Origin of the sequence: Amycolatopsis sp. MJM2582 (genome assembly GCF_000754115.1) — a bacterium.
GTDB classification, from domain to species: Bacteria; Actinomycetota; Actinomycetes; order Mycobacteriales; family Pseudonocardiaceae; genus Amycolatopsis; species Amycolatopsis japonica.
Genome location: NZ_JPLW01000007.1, coordinates 75,122 through 97,176, shown reverse-complemented (window position 1 = coordinate 97,176; position 22,055 = coordinate 75,122). Strand labels below are relative to the sequence as shown.

At 68.0% G+C, this 22,055-nt stretch carries 22 protein-coding genes; 9 read left to right on the top strand and 13 right to left on the bottom strand.

What is annotated here, in order from left to right; all coding sequences use genetic code 11:
• Positions 1 to 23: 23 nt before the first annotated feature.
• Complete coding sequence (locus tag ED92_RS35145) at positions 24 to 2,624, bottom strand: EAL domain-containing protein (protein ID WP_037346076.1); 2,601 nt, start codon at positions 2,622 to 2,624, stop codon at positions 24 to 26.
• 134 nt (positions 2,625 to 2,758) lie between these two features.
• On the opposite strand from ED92_RS35145, the gene ED92_RS35140 reads away from it, so the two are divergent.
• From ED92_RS35140 to ED92_RS35130, 3 genes are all read left to right on the top strand, one after another.
• On the top strand, positions 2,759 to 3,910 hold the full coding sequence (locus ED92_RS35140) for a beta-ketoacyl synthase N-terminal-like domain-containing protein (protein ID WP_037346073.1): 1,152 nt from the start codon (positions 2,759 to 2,761) through the stop codon (positions 3,908 to 3,910).
• 81 nt (positions 3,911 to 3,991) lie between these two features.
• Positions 3,992 to 4,657 (top strand): DUF998 domain-containing protein, encoded by a 666-nt coding sequence (locus tag ED92_RS35135; protein WP_037346072.1) that lies wholly within the window; start codon positions 3,992 to 3,994, stop codon positions 4,655 to 4,657.
• 55 nt (positions 4,658 to 4,712) lie between these two features.
• Complete coding sequence (locus ED92_RS35130; protein WP_037346071.1) at positions 4,713 to 5,339, top strand: AAA family ATPase; 627 nt, start codon at positions 4,713 to 4,715, stop codon at positions 5,337 to 5,339.
• Between the two features lie 147 nt (positions 5,340 to 5,486).
• On the opposite strand, the gene ED92_RS35125 is transcribed toward ED92_RS35130, so the two are convergent.
• From ED92_RS35125 to ED92_RS42830, 5 genes are all read right to left on the bottom strand, one after another.
• Positions 5,487 to 6,641, bottom strand: coding sequence for a 4-hydroxybenzoate 3-monooxygenase (locus tag ED92_RS35125; RefSeq protein ID WP_037346069.1), 1,155 nt, complete (start codon positions 6,639 to 6,641; stop codon positions 5,487 to 5,489).
• Between the two features lie 72 nt (positions 6,642 to 6,713).
• Positions 6,714 to 7,655 (bottom strand): DNA polymerase domain-containing protein, encoded by a 942-nt coding sequence (locus ED92_RS35120; RefSeq protein ID WP_037346067.1) that lies wholly within the window; start codon positions 7,653 to 7,655, stop codon positions 6,714 to 6,716.
• A 77-nt stretch (positions 7,656 to 7,732) separates the two neighbouring features.
• Positions 7,733 to 8,248: a lytic polysaccharide monooxygenase auxiliary activity family 9 protein gene (locus ED92_RS35115; protein WP_016331699.1), complete on the bottom strand. Its 516-nt coding sequence runs from the start codon at positions 8,246 to 8,248 to the stop codon at positions 7,733 to 7,735.
• A 213-nt stretch (positions 8,249 to 8,461) separates the two neighbouring features.
• Positions 8,462 to 10,951: a CHAT domain-containing protein gene (locus ED92_RS35110; protein WP_235213450.1), complete on the bottom strand. Its 2,490-nt coding sequence runs from the start codon at positions 10,949 to 10,951 to the stop codon at positions 8,462 to 8,464.
• Positions 10,952 to 11,165: 214 nt separating this feature from the next.
• Entirely contained in the window at positions 11,166 to 11,339 is a 174-nt protein-coding gene (locus ED92_RS42830; RefSeq protein WP_158073312.1) for a hypothetical protein, read from the bottom strand.
• A 367-nt stretch (positions 11,340 to 11,706) separates the two neighbouring features.
• Here ED92_RS42830 and ED92_RS35105 point away from each other — a divergent pair, with 367 nt between their 5' ends.
• Together ED92_RS35105 and ED92_RS35100 are read left to right on the top strand one after the other, a co-directional pair.
• Complete coding sequence (locus ED92_RS35105) at positions 11,707 to 12,339, top strand: hypothetical protein (RefSeq protein WP_037346061.1); 633 nt, start codon at positions 11,707 to 11,709, stop codon at positions 12,337 to 12,339.
• Positions 12,296 to 12,679: a hypothetical protein gene (locus ED92_RS35100; protein ID WP_235213449.1), complete on the top strand. Its 384-nt coding sequence runs from the start codon at positions 12,296 to 12,298 to the stop codon at positions 12,677 to 12,679. The genes ED92_RS35105 and ED92_RS35100 overlap by 44 nt, the downstream gene beginning before the upstream one ends.
• Before the next feature lie 39 nt (positions 12,680 to 12,718).
• Here the strand turns inward: ED92_RS35100 and ED92_RS35095 are convergent, their stop codons facing one another.
• A complete protein-coding gene (locus tag ED92_RS35095) occupies positions 12,719 to 13,177 on the bottom strand; it encodes a membrane protein (RefSeq protein WP_037346056.1) in 459 nt (152 codons plus the stop codon).
• A 156-nt stretch (positions 13,178 to 13,333) separates the two neighbouring features.
• Between ED92_RS35095 and ED92_RS35090 the strand changes: the two genes are divergently transcribed.
• Together ED92_RS35090 and ED92_RS35085 are read left to right on the top strand one after the other, a co-directional pair.
• Complete coding sequence (locus ED92_RS35090) at positions 13,334 to 14,230, top strand: ABC transporter ATP-binding protein (protein WP_037346917.1); 897 nt, start codon at positions 13,334 to 13,336, stop codon at positions 14,228 to 14,230.
• On the top strand, positions 14,220 to 15,044 hold the full coding sequence (locus ED92_RS35085) for an ABC transporter permease (RefSeq protein WP_037346050.1): 825 nt from the start codon (positions 14,220 to 14,222) through the stop codon (positions 15,042 to 15,044). Before ED92_RS35090 ends, ED92_RS35085 begins: the two co-directional genes overlap by 11 nt.
• Before the next feature lie 59 nt (positions 15,045 to 15,103).
• Here the strand turns inward: ED92_RS35085 and ED92_RS35080 are convergent, their stop codons facing one another.
• From ED92_RS35080 to ED92_RS35070, 3 genes are all read right to left on the bottom strand, one after another.
• On the bottom strand, positions 15,104 to 15,961 hold the full coding sequence (locus ED92_RS35080; RefSeq protein WP_037346047.1) for an aldo/keto reductase family oxidoreductase: 858 nt from the start codon (positions 15,959 to 15,961) through the stop codon (positions 15,104 to 15,106).
• A gap of 86 nt (positions 15,962 to 16,047) precedes the next feature.
• Positions 16,048 to 16,716: a TetR/AcrR family transcriptional regulator gene (locus ED92_RS35075; RefSeq protein WP_037346045.1), complete on the bottom strand. Its 669-nt coding sequence runs from the start codon at positions 16,714 to 16,716 to the stop codon at positions 16,048 to 16,050.
• Between the two features lie 29 nt (positions 16,717 to 16,745).
• Positions 16,746 to 17,159 carry a PGPGW domain-containing protein gene (locus tag ED92_RS35070; RefSeq protein WP_037346915.1) on the bottom strand — a complete coding sequence of 138 codons (414 nt, stop codon included), beginning with the start codon at positions 17,157 to 17,159 and terminating at the stop codon, positions 16,746 to 16,748.
• Between the two features lie 129 nt (positions 17,160 to 17,288).
• Between ED92_RS35070 and ED92_RS35065 the strand changes: the two genes are divergently transcribed.
• The gene (locus ED92_RS35065; protein WP_037346043.1) at positions 17,289 to 17,630 is read left to right on the top strand and encodes a YciI family protein; all 342 of its coding nucleotides are present in this window, start codon (positions 17,289 to 17,291) and stop codon (positions 17,628 to 17,630) included.
• A 215-nt stretch (positions 17,631 to 17,845) separates the two neighbouring features.
• Here ED92_RS35065 and ED92_RS35060 read toward each other — a convergent pair whose 3' ends face one another.
• Both ED92_RS35060 and ED92_RS35055 read right to left on the bottom strand, forming a co-directional pair.
• Positions 17,846 to 18,427, bottom strand: coding sequence for an FMN reductase (locus tag ED92_RS35060; RefSeq protein WP_037346042.1), 582 nt, complete (start codon positions 18,425 to 18,427; stop codon positions 17,846 to 17,848).
• Positions 18,424 to 19,497 (bottom strand): LLM class flavin-dependent oxidoreductase, encoded by a 1,074-nt coding sequence (locus ED92_RS35055; RefSeq protein ID WP_037346041.1) that lies wholly within the window; start codon positions 19,495 to 19,497, stop codon positions 18,424 to 18,426. The genes ED92_RS35060 and ED92_RS35055 overlap by 4 nt, the downstream gene beginning before the upstream one ends.
• A gap of 135 nt (positions 19,498 to 19,632) precedes the next feature.
• Here ED92_RS35055 and ED92_RS35050 point away from each other — a divergent pair, with 135 nt between their 5' ends.
• Positions 19,633 to 21,054 (top strand): glycoside hydrolase family 76 protein, encoded by a 1,422-nt coding sequence (locus ED92_RS35050; protein ID WP_037346040.1) that lies wholly within the window; start codon positions 19,633 to 19,635, stop codon positions 21,052 to 21,054.
• Here ED92_RS35050 and ED92_RS35045 read toward each other — a convergent pair.
• Complete coding sequence (locus ED92_RS35045) at positions 21,038 to 21,931, bottom strand: hypothetical protein (protein ID WP_235213448.1); 894 nt, start codon at positions 21,929 to 21,931, stop codon at positions 21,038 to 21,040. The two genes, ED92_RS35050 and ED92_RS35045, sit on opposite strands and share 17 nt — an antisense overlap.
• Between the last annotated feature and the right edge of the window lie 124 nt (positions 21,932 to 22,055).

Sequence of the window (22,055 nt, the reverse complement as noted above, 5' to 3'; positions counted from 1 at the left end):
TACAGAGACAAGCTTCCTGTACTTCAAGCATTTAGAGGACTAACTGCGCCCCGCACCACGTGTTCGTACGCGGGCTTCAGGTCTTCGACCCGGCCCGGCGGAGCCACCAGGGGCCCCTTCGCCCAATCGCAGCCGAGTTCGTGCAGCACCTCGAGTTGCCGCGCGGTCTCGACCCCTTCCGCGACGACCATCAGGTCGACGGCGTGCGCCATCGCCATGATCCCGGCGACGATCGGTTCGGCGTCGCTCGATCGCCCGAGGTCGGCCACGAACGACCGGTCGATCTCGATCACGCTGAGATCGAGCCTGCACAGCTGCGCGAGCGAGGAATACCCGGCGCCGAACCGTTCCGCGGTCACCCGCACCCCGGTCTTCCGCAGCGCGTCGACGGCGTCGGCCGCGTCCTTCAGCGCCGTCTCGTCGACATCGAGACTCAGGTCCTGCGGCCCGAGACCGGCGTCCTCCAACGTTGTCTGAACCACTTGCAGCAACGTGGGATCGCCCAGTTGGCGGACCGAAAGGCTCACATTCACATTACAGTGCACACCATGATCGGCACGCCATCGAGCGATCTCGCGGGCGGCCTTGGCGAGAACCTCCGCCCCGATGACCGTCAAAAGATCGCCGTCGTCGGCGAGTTCGGCCAATTCCGCCGGATCGATCGGCCCGCGAACGGGATGGTCCCAACAGGACTTCGCCTTCACCGCGACCATGTCGCCGGTCCGCAAATCGACGACGGGCTGATAAACGGTCTCGACCAGCCCTTCCGCGACGGCGTTCCGCAGATCCTGTTCCAACGCGAAACGGTCTCGTACTCGTTTCCGCATGATCGGCGCATAGAACGCGTAACGACCGGGGCCGAAGGTTTTCGCCTGATACATCGCCAAATCGGCGTCTTCCAGCAATTCGTCGGCGGTGCGCCGGTCGCCCGGTTCGGCGATCACTATTCCAATGCTCGTATTGATATGCAGTTCTCGGCCGTGCACGGTCAGCGATTCGGCGAGCCGCCGCTGGAGATGATCGGCCAGCGCCCGCACCTCGGCGGCTTCGGTATAACCGGTGGTGATGACCAGGAACTCGTCCCCGCCGAGCCGTCCGACCAGGTCGGAAGGCCCGGCGGCGGCCCGCAGCCGGTCGCCGATGATGCGCAGCACCTGGTCGCCGACGGTATGACCGAGCGAATCGTTGATGATCTTGAACTTGTCGAGGTCGATGAACATCACGGTGGTCGTGGCCGCCGGGTCGGCGATCGTCCGGCGCAGGTGGTTCAGCGCGTACGTGCGGTTCGCGAGCCTGGTCAGCGGGTCATGGGTGGCCTCGTAGGCCAGCCGCTCGCTGATCGCCCGTCGTTCGGTGATGTCGGCGAACGACGTCAGCACCGAGGGCACGCTCTGGCCGGGCGCCATCAGCGGCCCGGAGGTCAGCGAAAGCCATCGATGCGCGCCGTCACGCCGCCGCACCTGCACGACCCGCCCGGTCTCGACCTTCCCGGACCGGCGCACCCGCGCGGACGGCAGATCGTCGACGGGCACCGGGACACCTTGTTCGTCGTGCAGCCGCAGGGTCCGGCTCTCCAGGCCGACCAGCGATCCCGGCGGCACGCCGGCGATCCGGTGCGCCGCGGAGTTCGCCAGCTCGATCCGTCCGCCGGGGCCCACCAGCAGCACTCCCTCGTCGAGCGTCTCGACGACGGTGGCGAATTCGGCCTCGGCCCGGCGCTGCGCGGTCTCGTCGGCGCACAGCAGCACGTAGCCGTCGAACATCTCGGCCGCGGAGACGCGCACCGCCAGCGCCGTGCCGTCGGCGCTGTAATGCGTCGCCTGCACGACACCGCCTGCCGCGACGACCTCCCGCGGGCTCATCGGCGCGCCGACCACCTCGGCCACCGGAACCCCGATGACCTGGTCGAGGTCGTGCCCGTAGACGGCCTCGGCCGCCGGGTTCCAGCTCGTCACCAGCCCGTCGGGCGAGGTCGCGATGATCGCGTCGCTCGCGTGGCCGACCAGCGCCGCCTGGAACCGCAGGCCGGCCTCGGCCGCCTTCTGCGTGGTCAGATCGCGCATGATCACCTGGTACGCGGGCTTGCCCTCCCAGGTGGTGAGCACCGCCTGGGATTCGACGGTGACGCTGCGGCCCTGGAGGGTCCTCAGGGTCATCTCCGTCGGTTCGCTGAACGAGCCGGGCGAGGCCAGCGAACCGATCCGCGCCAGCAGCGCGTCCTGCGAACCCGCGTCGACCAGATCCGTGATGTGCATCCCGATGATCTCGGTCGACACCTTCGCGCCGACGAACCGCATGGTGGCCGAGTTCACGAACACGACTTTGCCCCGCTGATGGACACAGATGCCGTACGGGCTCGCCTCCACCATCGTGAGATATTGCGTTCCCAAAGTCCCGCTGTCGGAATTTTGCTCCAAAAGGCGGTACCCCTGGCCGAGAAAAGCGAGCGCGGGTTCGCCGCGCCGATCCCTCTCGGCGGACAACTCGGTCAGCAGACGGACGAGCGACGCGTGCCGGTCGGTTTTTCCCACCGTGCGGGTCGCGGTGCCGTTCGCTGGCGAGGAATCCTGATCCGAGGGCCGGTGGGTGTCGGGAGTCCCACCGTCGAGATCGTCAGGATCCATCTGATCCAAACCCCCTACTCGACTGATGTAGCTTCCGATTAGATCACTAAATCGACGTAGCCGTCCTCCCCGGACAGCTGATCGGTGCGGCTATTCCACCCCAGCGTTGACTGAATGTAGTTGAAGGGAAACACGTGCGGAGCAAAACAGACATCTGCGGCATCGGCGCCGTAACCGCCTACGGCTGGGGGCGCGAATCACTCTGGGAGGGCCTGGCGAGCGGCGTCCCCTGCGCCCAATTCACCGACGGCTTCGGGGAGACCCCGGATCTGCCCGGCTGGGTCGCGCACATCCCCGAGGGCGGCAAGGCGAGGGACGGCAGCCTGCACGCGCGCGCCCTGCTCGCCGCGGCACGGGAGGCGATCGAAGACGCGGGCTCGCGAGGCTGGACGCCAGGACGAAGGGTCGGGGTCATCTCCGGCGGCGTCCGCGAAGACCTGCGCACCTGGGACAGGCTCACCGAACTCGGTGAACAGTTGATGTACCGGCGCGAATTCATCGGCATGATGCCCTCGACCCCGATCGCCACGCTGATGTCGGAGTTCGGCTTCCACGGCCCCTCCATGGCCACCTCCGCGATGTGCGCGACCGGAAGCGCCGCCGTGCTCACCGCGAAGATGTGGCTGGACGCGGACATGGCCGACGACGTCGTCGTGGTCACCACCGATCTGTCCGCCACCAGGCCGATGGTGCGCAACTTCGTGCACTGCGGGGTGGCGATCACCGACGTGCCCCCGCTCGAAGCCTGCCGGCCTTTCCAAGAGGGCACAAAGGGTTTCACCTTCTCCGAGGCCGCGGTCGCGGTCGTGCTGACCCAGCGGAAGACCGATTCGTACGCGACGCTGCGAGGCGGCGCGATGACGCACGAAGCACACAACGCGATGGCGCTCGACCCCGATTCGACGAGCGCGATCGAAGCGGTGACGAGCGCGCTGGAGAACGCGACCGCCGCGCCGTCGGACGTCCGTTACCTGAACGCGCACGGGACGGGCACGAAACTCTGCCACCGCACAGAATCCCAAATCCTCGAAGCGGTCTTCCCACGCGAGACCGGGATCTACTCGATCAAACCGCTGACCGGGCACAGCCAGTCGGGCAGCGCGCTGACCGAGATCGCGGCGATCTGCCTCGCGGCCGAACGGGATCTGGTCCCGGCACCGAAACCGGTGGCGGACGGGCATCCGCAGCTGCTGGACGGACCGTCCCGGCCGGAAAGCGGGCTCACCGTCAAGACGTCGATCGGGATGGGCGGCTACGTCGCGGCTGTCGTACTGGAGACTCCCTAGCGAGCAATTCGATAACACACGGTCCCACTGTCGTCACGAGCTGTCATTATCTAGCGACCAGCTCTGAGCACGGAGGCGACCATGGGCCTGCGAACGGCATCCGACAATCTCGTCCACAACTACCTGTTCTTGCGGCGCGCCATAGGTTTCCTCGGGATCGGGCTGCCTTTCGTACTGGTCTTCGGGAAGATGGTCGTCGACGGTGGCGGCCTGCTCAATTCGATCAGCGGCTACTACTACTCGGGAATGCGTGACGTCTGGGTCGGCGTCATGTGCGCCATCGGCGTCTTCCTGTTGTCGTACCGGGGTTACGGCCGGGTCGACGACATCGCCGGGAACATCGCGGCGGTGGCCGCCGTCGGGGTGGCGCTCTTCCCCACGACACCGGCGAACGGCGACCGCTCGGACGAGATCATCGGGCTGCTGCACCTCGGCTTCGCCGCGGTCTTCTTCCTCACCTTGGCGTTCTTCTGCATCGTGCTGTTCACCAAGTCGGACAAGGAGATCCCCGGCGCCCGCAAACCCGAGCGGAACCGGCTGTACGTCGCGTCGGGCGTGATCATGCTGGTGTGCCTGGCGTTGATCGTGCTCTGCGGGCTGGTGTTCGACGACCTGACGAAGGACCTCTACCCGGCGCTGTGGCTGGAGTCGGTGGCAATCCTCGCGTTCGGTGTCGCGTGGCTCACCAAGGGCGGAACGCTGTTGCCGGACAAGACCGCGCTGCCGGGAACGCGCGTGACGGCCTGACCTGTGCCGATCAAGGTAAAGGAACCTTTATCCTCGGCCGGGTCGTTGAGGCCGTATGACCGATCGCATCGCATTCCGGCTCGGCCGTCGCGACCTGCTGGTGGTGGCGGGGATTCCCGGGGCGGGCAAGACCACCCTGCTGTCCCGGGCGGCGACCGGCGCGCTACCGGTACTCGATTCCGACCAGGTCCGCACGCGGCTGCGGGCACGGCTGCCGCCCGCGCTGCCGTACCGGATCTACCGGCCGCTGGTCCATGTTTGGCATCGCATGCGGGTCGTCCGCTCCGCGCTGGCGGACTGCGGCCCGCTCGTCGTGCACGAACCGTCGACCAGGGCCACCACCCGCGGCCTGCTGGCCCTGCTCGGCCTGCTGAGCCGCCGTCCGGTCCGGTTGCTGTGGCTCGACGTGGCCCCGGAAGACGCCCGCGCGGGCCAAGTCGCGCGCGGGCGGGTCATCCGGCGGCATTCGTTCGCCCGCCACGTCAAACGGGCCGAGAAGGTCCGCCGCGCCCTGCGTGAAGGCTGGGTCCCGGCGGGCTGGCACAGCGCCCGGATGGTGACCCGCGAGGTCACCGGGGCGCTGCGCTTCGTCACCGAGGAGGAGCCGGGGAGACAGCGCTCAGGCGATGTCCGGCTCCTCCGCGTCGAGCGCCCCGCCGCACACACAGTCCGCGCGGGCTAGCGGTTCCGGCTCGGGTTCGTCCGCGGGGCCGGGACGGTTCGGGTGCGGGTTCGACGGCGTCCAGCGGATGCGTACCGGCATCGTCGTTCGTCCTTTCACTCCGCGACATCCTCTTTCCCCGGAGTACGGACGCGACGGACGTCCGGTTCAGATGCCCACGTAGTTTTCGGCGAAGAAGTCTTGGTGCGCACGGGAAACCCGCAGGCTCTCCAACCGCGCGTCCCGCAGTGCCCGCTGGAAGACGGCCTCGTCGTCGTATCCCGCCGGGCCGTGCAGCAGATTGATCATCCAGAGCGAGAACTCCTGCGCCCGCCAGATCCGCGGCAGGCAGTCGGCGGAATAGCGATCGAGCGCCGTCGTGTCGCCCTCGGTATGGGCTTCGATCAACGCGTGCGCGAGGATCTCGGCCTCCATCAGCGCGAGATTCGCGCCCTTCGCGGCGGCGGGACTGATGAGGCTCGCCGCGTCCCCCGCGAGGAACAGGTTCCCCCGCTGGATCGTGTCCATCACCCGCGAGGCCATGTCCACGATCCGGCGCTCGATGATGGCGCCGCGTTTGAGCTCGCCGTAGCGATCGGAGCGCATCCGCACGTGCAGTTCGTCCCAGATCCGGTCGTCTCCCCAGTCTTCCGGATCCTCCCCGCGCGGGACTTCGAGGTAATAGCGCGTCACCGTCGGCGTCCTCGCCATATGCCCGGCGAAACCCCGTTCGTGGATCGCGTACCCGATCGCGGACATGCTCGGCGGCGCCTCGGCGAGGATCGCGAGCCACGAGATGTCGTGATCCCGCCGGAAGACCCGCGCGGGGACGGATTTCAGCGAAACACCGCGCCTGCCGTCGCAGCCGGCGATGTACTTGGCGCGCAACAGAAGATCATCGGCGATGACCGTCGCATCCATGCCCGACACCGACGAGACCTCGGTGCCGAACCTGATCTCCCCGCCGCGGGCGAGGAATTCCGCGATCAGGTCGGTGACCAGGAACTGTTGCGGGTAAACGGTGTGCACCTCACCGTTCCCCCGTTCGCTGTACTTGAGCTCGAATTCGGCCTGATCGTTGCGAAAGGCGCAGGTGTCGTGCCTCGCGCCCTTCTCGATCAGCCCGGCGGCGAGCCCGTTCTCGGTGAGCACGCGGACGCTGTTCGCGGCGAGGAAACCCGCCCTCGCCCGGTTTTCGACATGCTCACGGCTTTGCCGTTCGAGGATCAGGCAGTCGATCCCGGCCGCCCGCAACAGGTTCCCCAGCACGAGCCCCGCCGGACCGGCCCCCACGATCACCACGTCGGCATCGATCTTTCCCACGAAAGCCCCCAGTACCTTCGCCCGCCCCCAGCGCGGTCCAAGGTACACAAAACACCGTGACGCCGTGGGCGTTCAGTCCTTCCGGTCGCGCGCCCGCGCCCGGCGTTTCCCCTCGTGCATCGCCACCACCCGGGCGATCGGGATCGTGTGCCCCTCCTCGACGAGGTCGGCGGGCAAGGTCTGCGGTTCCGGCATCGACTCGGCCCAGGGGTCCTTGCCGCCAAGGAGATCGAGCGCCGTGTGCACGGTGAAATCGGCGGGGACCACGTTCTCGAGGTCGTCCCAGGCCACCGGGAACGACACCGGCAGCCCCGGCCGCAGGCGCGGGCTGTACGCCGCCGCGACCGTGTTGCCGCCCGCCCGCGTCGAATCGAGGTACACCTTGCCCTCGCGGTCTTCCACGATGTACGCGGTCGTCGCGATCGACGGGTCGAGCCGCTCCGCGCGGGCGGCCAGCGCGCGGGTCGCGGCGAAGACGTCTTCGAAGCCTTGTCCCGGCACCAGCGGGACGAAGATGTGCACTCCCTTGGAACCGCTGGTCTTCACCGTCCCGACGAGCCCGGATTCGGCGAGCGCCTGGCGCACCAGCACGGCGGCCTTCACGACATGCGCGAAATCGTCGCCGGCGGGCGGATCCAGGTCCAGCACGAGATGAGTGGGCCCCGCGTCGACGTCCGTGGTCATCAACGTCGGGTGGTATTCGACGGCGCGCTGGTTCGCGAACCACAGCAGCGTGCGGCGGTCGTCGCAAAGCGCGTACGACACCTGCCGCTTCGACGTCTCCGCCCACATCCCGTACCGCTTCACCCAGTCGGGCGTGTACTTGGGCAGGTTCTTCTGCATGAACGGGTCTTGGCCGCGCAGGATCCGGATCACCGAAAGCGGCCTGTTCGCCAGCACCGGGACGAGGCGGTCCGCGACGGCGTCCAGATAATCCACCAGGTCGCGTTTGGTCGCGCCCTCGAACAAGGGCTGGTCGAGATTGGTCAGCTTGACGCCGTCCCGTTCGCACATGGGACGAGCCTGACACAAAAGCCTCGTGAGTGGTAACGACGGTTAGAGCCGTCATTACCACTCACGAGCGCCACTACCTAGCTGATGTTGGCGTCGATGCAGGCGTAGAACGCGTTCGCCGTGTCGTAGACGTTCCAGCGGGCGAGGATCTTGTGCCGCCCGCTCTGCTGCAGGTTCACGCTGTGGGTGACCGTGGCACCCGGCTGCGCGCCACCGTCGTTGAAGCTGGCGACCTTGGCACCGTCGACGAAGTACTCCCAAGTGCTGGTGCGGTGGCGAGCCGTCAGCGTCCACCGGAACGTGGTGGTACGGCCGAGGGAGTGCACCTTCCAGCCCTTGCTGTCATCGTTGAGGTCCGCGAAACGGCCGACCCCGCCGTTACAGCTCATGAGACCCTTGGGGCCTTCGACACTTTGCGGCTCCCATTTGATGGAGCCACAGGAAACGGTGTTCTGCGCGCATTGCGCCTGCCTGCTCGCGGGCGAGGAAACGTAGCCGTGCGCGCTGGCGGTGCCCGCCGGGATCGCGACCAGGGCCGCCGGCACCATCGCCGCACCGGCCGCCAGGGTCAAAAGCCGTCGTTTGAAGCTCATGCCTACCCCTTTCCCAATCTCTACACCCACCGCGGACTCGAGATTCCTGGGTCACAGCGAGCGAAATACCAATGAAGGTGGGGAACACATCCGCCGAAGCGCCGAGCCGGCGAATGTGGTCTAGACCATAATTGGTTCAGACGACTCGGTCAAGAGTAACCAACCGGGCACTTGGAGTCGTGAAGATCGAACAGGGGTTGTCAAGCCGGAGGATCAGCCCGCACCCAAACAGACGAACGGTCGCCGGAACGGATCAACGGCGATGGTGTCCGCCAGCGCGGTCGCCGGTCCGGCCCCGCCCGCGAGACCGCGGTGGTAATCGTCCATCGCGGCCGCCGCGGCCTCGTCACCGACTCGGCTCAACGGCGCGATCACCGTCCGCGAACCGCTCGCGAGCAACGCACTGGCGAAACCGAGGACCTCGTCCCCTGGCCGGATCCGGTTCAGCGCCAGTTCGCACGCCGCGAAGACGACCTGTGTCGGCGGCTGCGCCAGCCCGGCCATCTCGTGGGCGAAGAGCGCGCCGTCGGCCAATTCCAGCCGGGAGAACAAGGCGTTCTCGGGCTCGTGCGCGCCGTGCGCGGCGATGTGCGCGAGCTTCGCCCCGTCCAGCGCGCGCAAAACGGCGGACACGGTCGCCTCGGCGCCGGCCAGCGTCCGCGCGGTCCGGTAATGCACGGCAAGTTTGTCGAGCTCACCACGGGTTCCGACAAGTCCGGGGCCCCGGACGAGAACGACCTTCCGCGCGCGGGACACCGCCGCCCGCGCCGCCCCCAGCCAGGCCGTCGCCGACGGGGCGACGACGATCGGCCGCGACCGCAACGCCGGCAGCACTCCCCACGGCACGGCGAACAACGGGCCGGTCGGCACGACGATCAGGCCGCGGTCGCCGAGCAGCGCTTCGAGCGGCCGGATCAGCTGGGTGTCCAGCCGTTCGGCCTGTTTCCGTGCCGAACCGAGCACCGACTGGACCAGGGGCGCCGGCAGCCGATCCGGCGCGAGGGCGTCGAGGTCGACGTTCAGCATCCGCGCGGATTCCGCCGCCCGCGCGGCCGAACCGAGCCGCACCAGCTCGCATCGGCCCTCGACGACGACCATCGCCACCAGGTCGTCCCCCGACGACGCGAAACTCACCAGCGCGCGTTCGCCCAGCTCGTCGGCGACCTCCGCGAGCCGCGCGACCGGCCGGGGCCTGCCCCAGCGACCCGTATGCCAGCCGAGCCGATGCGCCTCGCGCAACCGCTCGGCGTGCTTCGTCCGCAAGGCCGCCGTCGGATGCCCCTCGTGCTGCGCCTGATGGATCGCCTGATCGAGTCCCCGGACCTCGCCGACCCGCTCGGCGAGCTCCGGATCGGTCGCGACAACCGGTTCGTACCGGTAACTTTGCGCGCGGGTCCGCTCCGTCCAGCCGAACAACCGGGCCGCGTCGGCCCGCTCCAGCACGATCTTGACGGCCAGATCCGCCAGCTCCCTGCCGTGCAGCGCCGTACCGGACACCAGCTCGATGCCGCCCATCCGGTCGCGGACGCGGTCGAGTTCGGTGAGCCCGGCCCGGATCTCCGCCAGCGCCTTGGCCTTGTCCCCCTCGGCCACCGCGAGTTCCGCGCGGCAAAGCCTGCGCAGCATCCGATAATCGACGGAGGTCAGCCGCCCCGGCTGCGGAATCCGCGCGAGCAGCTCGGCGGCGCGTTTGCGTTTCCCCTTCCGCAGCTCGACACGGACCGCCAGCATCCGCGCCAGCGCGGCCTGATCGGCGAGCCGCGGCATCGGCATCCCGTTCGCCGCCCGCAACGCGCGCGAGGTCAGGGAGGGCGGGATTTCGTTGGTGCGCAGGGCTTCCTGCACGTCGGCGCGGAGGCCGACGATGGTCGCGTTGGCGACGCAGGTCTGGCAGCCCCAGCGGAGCGTACGACGCCGGGCCGAAGCGGCGTAGGTCCGCGCGAGCTCCAGATCATCGGTCATCAGCGCCGCGGACGCGCGGAACAATTCCACCCCGCCCAGGTCCCTGGTGATACTCCGCTGTTCCAGCATCACCGGCAGGATCTCGTCGAGATGGGCTCCGGCCTCTTCGGCAAGACCCGCGGTCAACAGCGCTTCGGCCCGCTCCCACCTCAGCAGCGGCGGGATGTCCAGGTCGAGCGAGCGGTAGATCCGCTCGCTCTCCTCGTAGAGCCGCAGCGCGGCGGGTACGTTCCCGACCCGGAGTTCGAGCGTGCCCAGCGGGCGGCGGACGTCCGCGGCCTGAGCCCGCAGACCGTTCCGTTCCGCGAGTTCCACGGCGTTGACGAGGTCTCGCCTGGCCCGCCGCACGTCGCCGAGCCTGGTGTACGCCAGCCCGCGAGTGGTCAACGTGCCCAGGTAAGGGTCGAGCGATGTCGAGGGATCCTTCGACATCGCGAGCGCGGCCTCTTTGTGCGCCAGGGACGAATCGAAATACGCCGTGCTTTCCTCGTTCCGGCCCACCGCCATGAGCAGGAGTCCGTAATTGTGGTCGAGCTGACCGCGTAATTCCGCGTAGAGACGGGGGTCGTCCACCGCTTTCAGCAACAGTCGTACGTCGTCCAGACCGGCGAGCCCGGAAGCGACGCCCCCACTGGTCTCCGACCCCACGGTCGCGATACTGGAAGCCAGCCGGATCCGGGCGGCGAGCCAGTCGTGCCGCATCCGTTCGGCGACCGGATGAATGGAATCGAGCAACGCCATGCCCCGGCGGAGCAGAAGGATTCCTTCGCGTTGACGGGCCGAACACGCGGCATCGATACCGGCACGCTGGAGTTCGCGCGCTTTGCGAATGACCTCGATTTGATCGAGCTGTGTTACCGCCACTGATCTATGACAGCACACTCCGTAGCCGAGAGTCGCCCGCCACCGGTTCGAAACCGGGTGACGGGCGTACCTCTTCGACCAGGAGCATCGCTCAGGGAGTGGGCGGCGGCGTCTGGGCGCATCCGCCGGGGCAGTCGCGGACCCGTTCGTTCTGGTGCTCACAATCGGGACTGTGCCGGTGTTCTCCCTGGTCGGGCTTGGGCTGAGCCGGGTCGACCGGCTCCTCCTCGCCGATGGGGTCCTTGACGTCCGTAGGCGTCGACATTTGACGATCTCCTCCCCTGATGATCTTTTCTGTCGTACCAGGCAGCCCCATTACGGCGGCCCCCTCCGTTCGCAGGCCCTCTTCCTGCGAACGGGGCAATAGTGCCACAACGGAGCAGTGATCGGGAGTTTTTACCTACACTGAGTCATCGGCGGCACCCAATAGGGGGACGCTTGATTAGCGAGCCTCACGATCTCCGCCCAATGGACGCACAGGCGTCCGCGAAGCGGCGTAAAAGAGATCATTTCACTGGGCCATCCGGCCTAAGATCCAAAACTTCTTGCGGCACAAGGGTTTCCGGCCGAAAAAGCGGGGAACTCACCGCCTGTCGGGGGATGACCGGCGAATATCCGGAGGAGAGATAACGATGCCCACGTGGTTGGTCATCATCATCGTCATCGCCGCGATCCTGGTGGTGGGAGCGGCCGCTTGGTTCGTCATCGAAGGACAACGCAGGCGGCGATTGCGCGAGACGTTCGGACCCGAATACGACCGGGCCGTCAAAGAGCACGAAAGCCCGCGAGAAGCCGAACGTGAGCTTTCGTCGCGGATGAAACGACATTCGGATCTCGACATCCGGCCGTTGCCGGAGACCACAAAGGACCGGTACGCGCAGGAATGGGCGCTGATCCAGGAACAGTTCGTCGACCGCCCGTCCGGCGCCGTCGTCGAGGCGGACCGGGTGCTGGTCTCGTTGATGGCCGAGCGCGGCTACCCGACCGAAGGGTACGACCAGCAGCTCGCGGATCTGTCCGTCCGGCACGCCAACGCGTTGCGGCACTACCGCGCCGGGCACGACACGCTGGTGCGCCACCGGGAATCCGAAATGTCCACAGAGGACCTGCGGGAAGCGATGAAGCACTACCGCGAAGTGTTCGAAGATCTGTTGACCGATGCCGGCGAAGGAGCGGAAACCCATGGAAAGCAGGCCACTGGAAACCGAGGGAACGGAACGCGTGGCGGGGACGACGGAACGGCCCGACGAGGATCGGACCACTGACGGCGACGCCGGCCGTCCCCTGGGCACCGAGGACCTGGTGGCCACCGATTCCCAGCGCACCAACGAAGACGACGCGCAGACGCTGTTCGAAAACGTCGACGTCGAGCGGTTCCGCGACAGCTGGCAAGGCATCCAGACGGCCTTTGTGGACGATCCGCGGCGAGCGGTCAAGGAAGCCGACGAACTCGTCGCGGTGGTGATCCAGAACCTGGCGACGACCTTCGCGGACCACAAGAAGGAACTGGAATCCGCGTGGAGCCAGGGCGAACCGGCCACCGAAGACCTCCGGATCGCGCTTCGCCGCTACCGGTCGTTCTTCAACCAGTTGCTGAGCGCCTGACCGAAGCCTCGTGAGTGGCCATCCACTCACGAGGCTTTTTCAGGCCCCGGTGGTCGACCCGGGCCGTACGATCATCAGCACCGTCACCACGGCCCACAGCAGATTGAACATCCCGGTGTACATCGCCACCCGCCCGGCCGTGACCGGCGCCGACGGCGGCTCCGCGTCCAGCGCGGCGAGGATCGCGTTCTGCCCGGGCAGTACCAGCAATGCCAGCACACCGGCGGCCGCGGCGGTCAGCACGATCGACACGATCACCCACGCGTCGCCGAAGACCCGCATGCTTCCCGCCGTCGCCAGCCCGAAGAACGGCACCGCGATACCGAAAATCGCGTAGACGCGGCAGATCCGGTTGAGCGCGCGCAGCACGGACAGCCCGGAACCCGGTTCGGCGAAGGCTTTTCGCGCCGCGGCGGGGAACATGCTCGCCGCGACGGTGACCGGGCCGACCGCGATGACGGCGGCGAGCACGTGGAGGATCAAGAGGATTTTCGACACGCCACCGAGCCTATGATCATCGCCGCGGTGTCCGGTACCGGTGTTTTCGACAGATGTCGCAGGATTCCGGCCATCCGGCTACGTCCGATGACGTACGCGGAGTGCCGCTCGTGAACGGATGTGGTGCAGGCCTCCCCCGCGACACCATTCGTCACCATGAACCTTCCCGTGGACACAGACGAACTCACGAAACGGTACGGCGAACAGCTCGCCGTGGACCGGATGAAACTGACCGTGCTGCCCGGCGAGATCTACGGTTTCCTCGGCCCGAACGGCGCGGGCAAGACGACGACGTTGCGGATGCTGCTGGGCCTCGTCCGGCCGACCTCCGGCAGCGTCCGGCTGTTCGGCAGGCCGCCCGGTGACCTCGCCGGGGTCGGGGCGCTGATCGAATCGCCGGGGTTCTACCCGTACCTCTCCGGCTCGGACAATCTCAAGGTACTGGCCCGCTACAGCGGAACGGATCCGCTCCGCGTCGGCGAAGTGCTCGCGATGGTCGACCTCGCCGATCGAGGCAAGGACCGGTACTCCACCTACTCCCTCGGCATGAAACAGCGGCTCGGTGTCGCGGCCGCGCTGTTGAAGGATCCGAGGTTGCTGATCCTCGACGAGCCGACCAACGGGCTCGACCCGGCCGGGATGGCGGACATGCGGGTGCTGATCCGGCGGCTCGGCGCGGAGGGCTGCACAGTGCTGCTGTCAAGCCACCTGCTGGGCGAGGTCCAGCAGATCTGCGACCGCGTCGGCGTCGTCTCCCGCGGCCGGCTGGTCGCGGAGAACACCGTCGCCGAACTCCGCGGCGGCACGGTGCTGCACATCGAGTCCGACGAGATCACGCGTGCCGCCGATCTGGTGCGGCGCCGGATCGGCGCGGAGAACGTGCGCGAGAGCGGGACCGGGCTCGATCTGACCGTCGACCCGGATCGCGCGTCGTGGCTGAACCGCGAACTCGTCACGGAAGGGATCGCGGTGCGTGAACTGCACGTCCGCGAACGGGATCTGGAACAGGTCTTCTTCGAGCTCACCGGAGAGGTGGCAGGTCATGTGGGGTAGCTGCACCGCCGAGCTGGCGAAACTCGTCCGGCGTCCGGCGAACTGGTTCATGCTGGGGATCGCGGTCGTACTCGGCCTGACGTTCACCTACCTGCTGCCGCTCGCGGGCGCGGCGGGCTCGTCGAGCGGAGCTCCCGGTACCGATCGCGGACTGGCCTCGACCCTGCCGTCCAACCTGGTCGGCAACGCGATCGGCGGACTGCCGGTGTTCCTCGGGGCGATCCTGCTCGTGCTCGGGGTGCTGGCCGTCGGCTCCGAATACGGCTGGAGCACCTGGAAGACCGTTCTGACGCAAGGACCTTCACGGCTGACCGTCTACAGTGGAAAGTTGTTCGCGCTGGCCGTCGCGTCGCTGACCGTCGTGGTGGCGAGCTTCGCGACCGGCGCGATCACGAGCGCGCTCATCGCGTCTTCGGAGGGCGAGCCGATGAACTGGCCGTCGTTCGGATCGCTGCTGACGGGGATCGGCGCCGGTTGGCTGATCGCGATGACCTGGGCGGCACTCGGCGCGGCGCTCGCCATCGCGATGCGCGGGGTCGCGCTGCCGATCGGGCTCGGCCTGGTGTGGCTGCTGGTGGTGCAGAACCTGCTGTTCGGGGTCGCGGCCCCGCTGGTGGACTGGGTCGGCACGCTTCAGCAGGCGCTGCCGGGAGCCAACGCCGGTTCGCTGGCGGCGTCGCTCGGTGCTTCGGGCGCGACGCCGGGCGTCGGGGAACTCGTCAGCGTCTCCCAGGCGACGCTGGTGGTGGCCGGCTACCTGGTGGTCTTCGCCGGTCTCGGCGGCTGGCTGCTGCGGCGCCGGGATGTCCTCTGAAAGTCCGTGAAGGCCTCCTTCCCTACCCTCAAGGTAGTGAAGGAGGCCTTCACGGACGGCTAGGCGAGGGCGTCGAGATCGGCCAGGACGTCCGCGGGCAGCTCCAGGTCCGCGGCTGCGACGTTCTCCCGCAGGTGCGCGGGCGAGGACGTGCCCGGGATCAGCAGGATGTTCGGCGACCGCTGGAGCAGCCACGCGAGCGCGACCTGCATCGGCGTCGCGTCGACCCGGCGGGCGCAGTCGTCGAGCACGCCGGACTGCAGCGGCGTGAACCCGCCGAGCGGGAAGTACGGCACGAACGGGATGTTGATGGCCGCGAGGGCGTCGAGGAGCCCGTCGTTGGCGCGGTTCGCGACGTTGTACTCGTTCTGCACGCAGACGACCGGCGCGATGGCGCGCGCCTCCTTGACCTGTTCCGCCGACACGTGGCTCAGGCCGAGGTGCCGGATCAGGCCCTGCTGCTGAAGCTCGGCGAGCACCTCGAACGGCTCCGTGATCGAGACCGGGATCGGGAAGACGCCGTGCTCCCCCGCGAGCCGCAGGTTGACCACGTCGAGGACGTCGAGGCCGAGGTTGCGCAGGTTGTCGTGGACCGCGGAGGTCAGCTCCTCGCGCGAGAGCGCCGACGGCCAGCCCTTGTCCGGAGACCGCTTCGCGCCGACCTTCGTGACGATGTGCAGCTCGTCCGGGTACGGGTGCAGGGCCTCGCGGATCAGCTCGTTGGTCGTGTGCGGACCGTAGAAGTCGCTCGTGTCGATGTGGGTCACGCCCAGCTCGACCGCCTCGCGGAGGACCGCGATCGCGGCGTCGCGGTCGCTCGGCGGACCCCAGATGCCGGGGCCGGACAGCCGCATGGCGCCGTAGCCCATCCGGCTCACGGTGAGATCGCCGAGGGTGTGGGTGCCGCCTGGGCTCATGATCGCTCCTTGTGCAAGTGGGTTCCGCTCACCTTAGGCAGGTTGTCCCCGACCGGCGCGTGCGGGAAGGGAGCAAGGGACCTTTGCTACCACTCGGGGCGCTGACCTGCGCGAACAGCCAGGCCGACCAGCTGGTTCGCCAGCCCCTCGGTCAACCCGTCGACGAACATCGCGTGGCCGGTGGGCGCTCCGCGCTCGGCCAGGACCGTCGCCACGGCCTCCCCTGGGTTCGCGTAGGGCCACAGTCCAGCGACGAGGATGAAGACGGCCTTCGCGAAGTAGCCTGCCGCTTCGCCGTCCAACGCGACTTGAGTGCGGACGATGTCGGCGAGCCGTTCGGTCCGCTCGCCGGCCCGCGTCTTGAACGTCCGCGCGGTCTCGACGGAGATGTTGCGTTCCAGCACGGCGGCCATCGTGCTGATCAGCTCGCACAGCAGGCGCTGCCGCGAGATCGACGTCGCGATGACGGTGGCGACTCGCTCGTAGCCGGGGCCGTCGAGGGCGCTCAGCTCGCCTTCGAGCTCGTCGAGCCACGAGACCCAGACCGAGTCCAAGACCTCCAGGAAAATCGCCTCCCGGCTGTCGAAGTACCGCAGCACGTTCGACTTCGCCAGGCCCACCCGATCGCTCAGCTCCCGCAGGCTGATCCGGGAGACGGGCCGTTCGGCCAGGAGTTCGCGCGCCACGCCGAGGATCGCCGCGCGCCGGGCCTCGACCTGTTCCGGCCGCCGTGCGCGCTGGAAGTCGGGTGCCACGCGGCGCACGGTACCAGACCACCCGGCTGTTATTCGGCGTTCGCGGACCTCCGCGCCTGCACCCGCTTGTAGCTCCAGATCAGCAACGCGAACAGGATGAGCCCGGAAAGGATCAAGCTCGACCCGGTGCTCCAGCCCGCGAGCGGCAGGCCCGGCACCAGGCCCCAGACGATCCCGGCGGCCAGCAACCCCAGCCCCGCCAGCACCGAACCGGCGATGCGCAGCGGGGACGAAACGCTGTCCTCGGCCGCCTTCATCGCCCTGTCGCGGATCGGATCGACGTACTTCTCCACCGCGGGGAACTCCGAGGCCAGCACGAGCAGACCCGCGAGCACCAGCAGCAACCCCGGCCCGGGCAGCACGAGCAGCGCGATACCGACCGCCAGCAGGATGATGCCCGCGATCAGGATGAGGGCCTGCTTCACGGGTTTTCCGATGCCCACCGTCGTCTCCTCGCCGTCGTCCCTTTCCGTCGATTGTGCCGGTCGGGACGGGAAGGCGCTGGTCATGACGGTCTGTTTCGGAGGAGACCGTTCGTCGGGGTGATGAACTGATCGACCGAAGGAGGACCGATGCGCTACATGTTGCTGATCTGCGGGACGCCGTTCCCCGGCGCGGACGACTGCGAAGACCCGCTGGACGCGCGGACCCAGGAATGGGTCGACGAGATGACCGCTCGCGGAGTGCGGTTGTCCGGCAGCAGGCTCCGGTCGGCGGCCACCGCGACCACCGTGCGCCACCGCGACGGCGAACTGCTCGTCTCGGACGGGCCGTTCGCGGAGACGAAGGAACAGATCCTCGGTTACGACCTGATCGAGTGCGCCGATCTCGACGAGGCGATCGAGGTCGTGGCGAAGCATCCGGTCGCGAAGTTCGCGACCATCGAGATCCGGCCGGTCTGGCCGACCCCCTGAACACGTCTCGTGACGTGGCCGGCGGGTGTGAATGTCACCACGAGTGAGGGGTGTGTGGATATGGGGACATTCAACGTCCCTATCTCCACACACCCCGTCGTGACAGGACCGGTCGCGGAGGGACTGTGTGGATTTCTGGTCATCCAACGCCCCAAAATCCACACAGTCGACCCCTGAACACGCCTTGAGAGCACAAGAGAGCAAAGGTCCCTTGCTCACCCACCGGCCAGCAGCTGCTCGAACGGCACGAACCCACTCTCCGGAGCCCCGGCCGGCGAATCCGAAGACAGCCGCGAAGCGAGCTCCCGCCCGGCCCGCGACGCCCGCTTGTCGAGGTCGCCCGGAGACGCCCAGTCCGACGAAGCCGCGTAAACCGCCGTCGCGACGGGCTCGGCGCGAAGGTAGGCGAAGAGCGGACGCAGCGCGAAGTCGAGCACCAGCGAGTGCCGTTCGGTCCCGCCGGTGGCACCGATCAGCACCGGCTTCCCGTCGAGCGCCTTCTGGTCCAGCACGTCGAAGAACGACTTGAACAGCCCGCTGTACGACGCGGTGAACACCGGTGTCACGGCGATCAGGGCGTCCGCGGTGGTCACCGTGTCGATGGCCGCCCGCAGGGCCGGCGAGGGGAACCCCGTCAGCATGTTCTTCGTGACGTCGACGGCCAGATCGCGGAGTTCGATCACCTCGATCCTCACGTCCGGCAGCGCGACGGAAACCGCCGCGGCGAGTTTGTCGGCGAGCAGCCGCGTCGAGGACGGCTGGCTCAACCCCGCGGTGACGACAGCGATCGTGGTCATGCCAGGACCTCCAAACGAGAAGCGTGCGTAGGGGCCTCGGGCACGTGCGCCGGCCGAAGCGAGTCGAGTTCCTTGCGCAGCACCGGGATCACGTGCTCGCCCAGGAGGTCGAGCTGTTCCAGCACGGTCTTCAGCGGCAAGCCGGCGTGGTCCATCAGGAACAGCTGACGCTGGTAGTCGCCGAAGTGCTCACGGAAGCTCAGCGTCTTGTCGATCACCTCTTGCGGGCTGCCGACGGTCAGCGGCGTCTGCTCGGTGAACTCCTCCAGCGACGGCCCGTGCCCGTACACCGGCGCGTTGTCGAAGTACGGCCGGAACTCCCGCACCGCGTCCTGCGACTTGGGCCGCAGGAACACCTGGCCACCCAGTCCGACGATGGCCTGGTCCGCCTTGCCGTGCCCGTAGTGCTCGTACCGCTCGCGGTACAGGTTGATCAGCGCCTGGAAGTGTTCCTTCGGCCAGAAGATGTGGTTCGCGAAGAACCCGTCGCCGTAGTAGGCGGCCTGTTCCGCGATCTCCGGGCTGCGGATCGAGCCGTGCCAGACGAACGGCGGGACACCGTCGAGCGGCCGCGGGGTCGAGGTGAACTCCTGCAGCGGCGTCCGGAACTTGCCGGACCAGCTGACCACGTCCTCGCGCCACAACCGGTGCAGCAGGTGGTAGTTCTCGATGGCCAGCGGAATGCCCTGGCGGATGTCCTGCCCGAACCACGGGTACACCGGGCCGGTGTTGCCGCGCCCCATCATCAGGTCGACGCGGCCGTCGGCCAGATGCTGCAGCATCGCGAAGTCCTCGGCGATCTTCACCGGGTCGTTCGTGGTGATCAGCGTGGTCGAGGTGGAAAGGATGATCTTCGACGTCTGCGCGGCGATGTAGCCGAGCATCGTCGTCGGCGACGAAGGCACGAAGGGCGGGTTGTGGTGCTCGCCGGTCGCGAAGACGTCGAGGCCGACCTCTTCGGCCTTGAGCGCGATCCGCACCATCGCCTTGATCCGCTCGTACTCGCTGGGCGCCTCCCCGGTGGTCGGGTCGGTCGTCACATCGCCCACCGTGAAGATTCCGAACTGCATGACCTGCTCCCTAGGCCGGGGTTACGTTGCTTGAGCGTTCAACTTCACGCACGCAAGAAGTATTCCAGACCATCGACGCGGGCTGAAAGGGTGACTTGATCGGCCCGGAAAGTGACCGCCCCCACACTCGAATCCATGTGGCTCACCTCCCTGCTTGTGACAACGTTGACATTCGCTCTCACGCCGGCCACCACTCCCGAACCCACCGTCCAGGCGACGATCTGCGCCAAGTACTGCGACAGCCGCGACCCCGCTTTGGCCGTCGGCGAAAGAAGGCCCGGCACGGCCTCCATCTGGGGTCGCGCCATCACGCTGCACCTCTCCGACGGCGACAACATGGGCTGGGGCAGCATCACCAACGGAAACCCGGGCGACGAAGTCTGGCTCGACCGCTCCTTCGACGGCGGCCGCACCTGGGCGGGCGACAGCCGGATCGGCGACACGAAAATCCCGTCCGGTCAACGCGGCTGGCGCACCCTGATGTTCAACGTCGACGACCCCGCCACCCACCGTTTCGGCGCCCTGCGCGCCTGCGGAAAGGCGGGCGACCGGCCGGAAATCGCGTGCACGCCGTGGTTCCGCACCACGGTCGCCGCCAAGGACCGCGCCGAAGCCGCGGCCACCGCGCTCATGCAGTTCTACGACAACGGCACGGGACTCTGGCAGACCACGGGCTGGTGGAACTCGGCGAACGCGCTCACCGCGATCCTCGACTACAGCACGCGAACCGGTTCGCAGAACTACCGCTACGCCATCGGAAACACCTTCGACCGCAACCGCGGCGACAACTTCACGAACGAATACATCGACGACACCGGCTGGTGGGCGCTCGCCTGGATCCGCGCCTACGACCTCACGAAGGACCGCCGCTACCTCGACACCGCCGTCATCGCGGCGGACTACATGTACTCCTACCGCGACGGGACCTGCGGCGGCGGACTCTGGTGGTCGACGGCGAAGACGTACAAGAACGCCGTCACCAACGAGCTGTACGTCAAGGTGGCCGCGTCACTGCACAACCGGATCCCCGGCGACACCCGTCAGCTCGCGCGGGCACGCGAGGTCTGGGACTGGTTCCGCGCGAGCGGCATGATCAACGGAAGCGCCCTGATCAACGACGGACTGAACGCCTCCTGCGCCAACAACGGCCAGGCCGTCTGGAGTTACAACCAGGGCATCGTCCTCGGCGCGCTGGTCGAACTGCGGCGCGCGACCGGTGACGCCGCCCTGCTCACCACGGCCCGGCGGCTCGCGGACGCCTCCACCACGACGTCGCTCCTGCACGCGAACGGGATCCTGCGCGACCCGTGCGAGTCCGGCGACTGCGGGGCCGACGGGCCGTCGTTCAAGGGCGCGTACGCCAGGGGGCTCGGCGAGCTCGACCGGGCGCTGGCGGGCAGGCCGTACCGCGCTTACCTGACGCGCCAAGCGAACTCGACGATCGCGAACAACCGCACGTCGCTCGATCAGCACGGCCTGCGCTGGGCGGGGCCGGTCGACAAGGTCGACGCCGCCCGTCAGCACAGCGCGCTGGAGGTCCTCACGGCAGCTCTCTGAACACCGGATCCGGGACGTGCAGCCAGGCGCGGACCTCGGTCTCCTTCTCGTGCACGAGCACCTGCCGGTAGCTCATCGTGTCGAGACCGGGGCCGCCCTGGTCCTGGACGTCCTCGTGGAACCGGTCCGACACGAGCACCACCACGGGCGACTCGTCCGGCGCTTCGGTGAGCGCGTCCCGCAGCACGCGCGAGTCCAGCAGCCGGGCGAGCAGCACCTTCGGCCGCCCCGTCACGCCGTACTCGTCGAGCGCGATCTCGCCGGCGTGGATCGCCACCCGGACCCGGATCCGCAGGGCGGGCTCGGTGCCGACGTTGTACCTGGCCAGCTCGGCGGCCAGCCGGGACACCAGCGGGTACACCAGGCGGAACTTCGGGAAATGCGGCGGGACCACGACGATCATGCCGTCCCCGGTGTCGCGCTTCAGGCACGCCTCCCAGGCGATCCCGCTGGCCTCGAAGGCGGTGGAGAGAACGCCGAAGAGCATCCGCCGGACCTGGACGAAGATCTCGCTGCTGCGGCCGACCTGGCCGAACCCGGAGATGTCGATCGAGAACAGCCCGCAGTGCATGCCGGACTCGACCCACGCCGTCGGCGGCGGGTAGAGGATCTTCTTCCGCAGCAGCGCGAGATGGACGCAGGACACGGTGATCAACAGGATCGTGCCGAAGAACCACGAGAGGGCCATGACCGTCCCGACCGTGCCCTCCGTCTCCTCGAGGGAGAGCAGATAGAGCAGACCGTAGGAGACCCCGCCGTAGAGGAACACGTACAGCACCACGAACGTGCGGCGCAGCCGGATGGCCGCGTGCACGAACGGCAGCGGCGCGAGCAGGCCGAGCGAGCCGATGACCACCACGAAATACCAGAGACTCACGACGCGTTGTGCGGTCGAGACGCGTGTGGGACCGGTTCCGACGGCCACCTTGTTCCCCCCGTCACCCTGTGACACCGGAAACGATAACGCCTCATCCGAGCCTTGAGGAAGTCGCTTTCCCCAG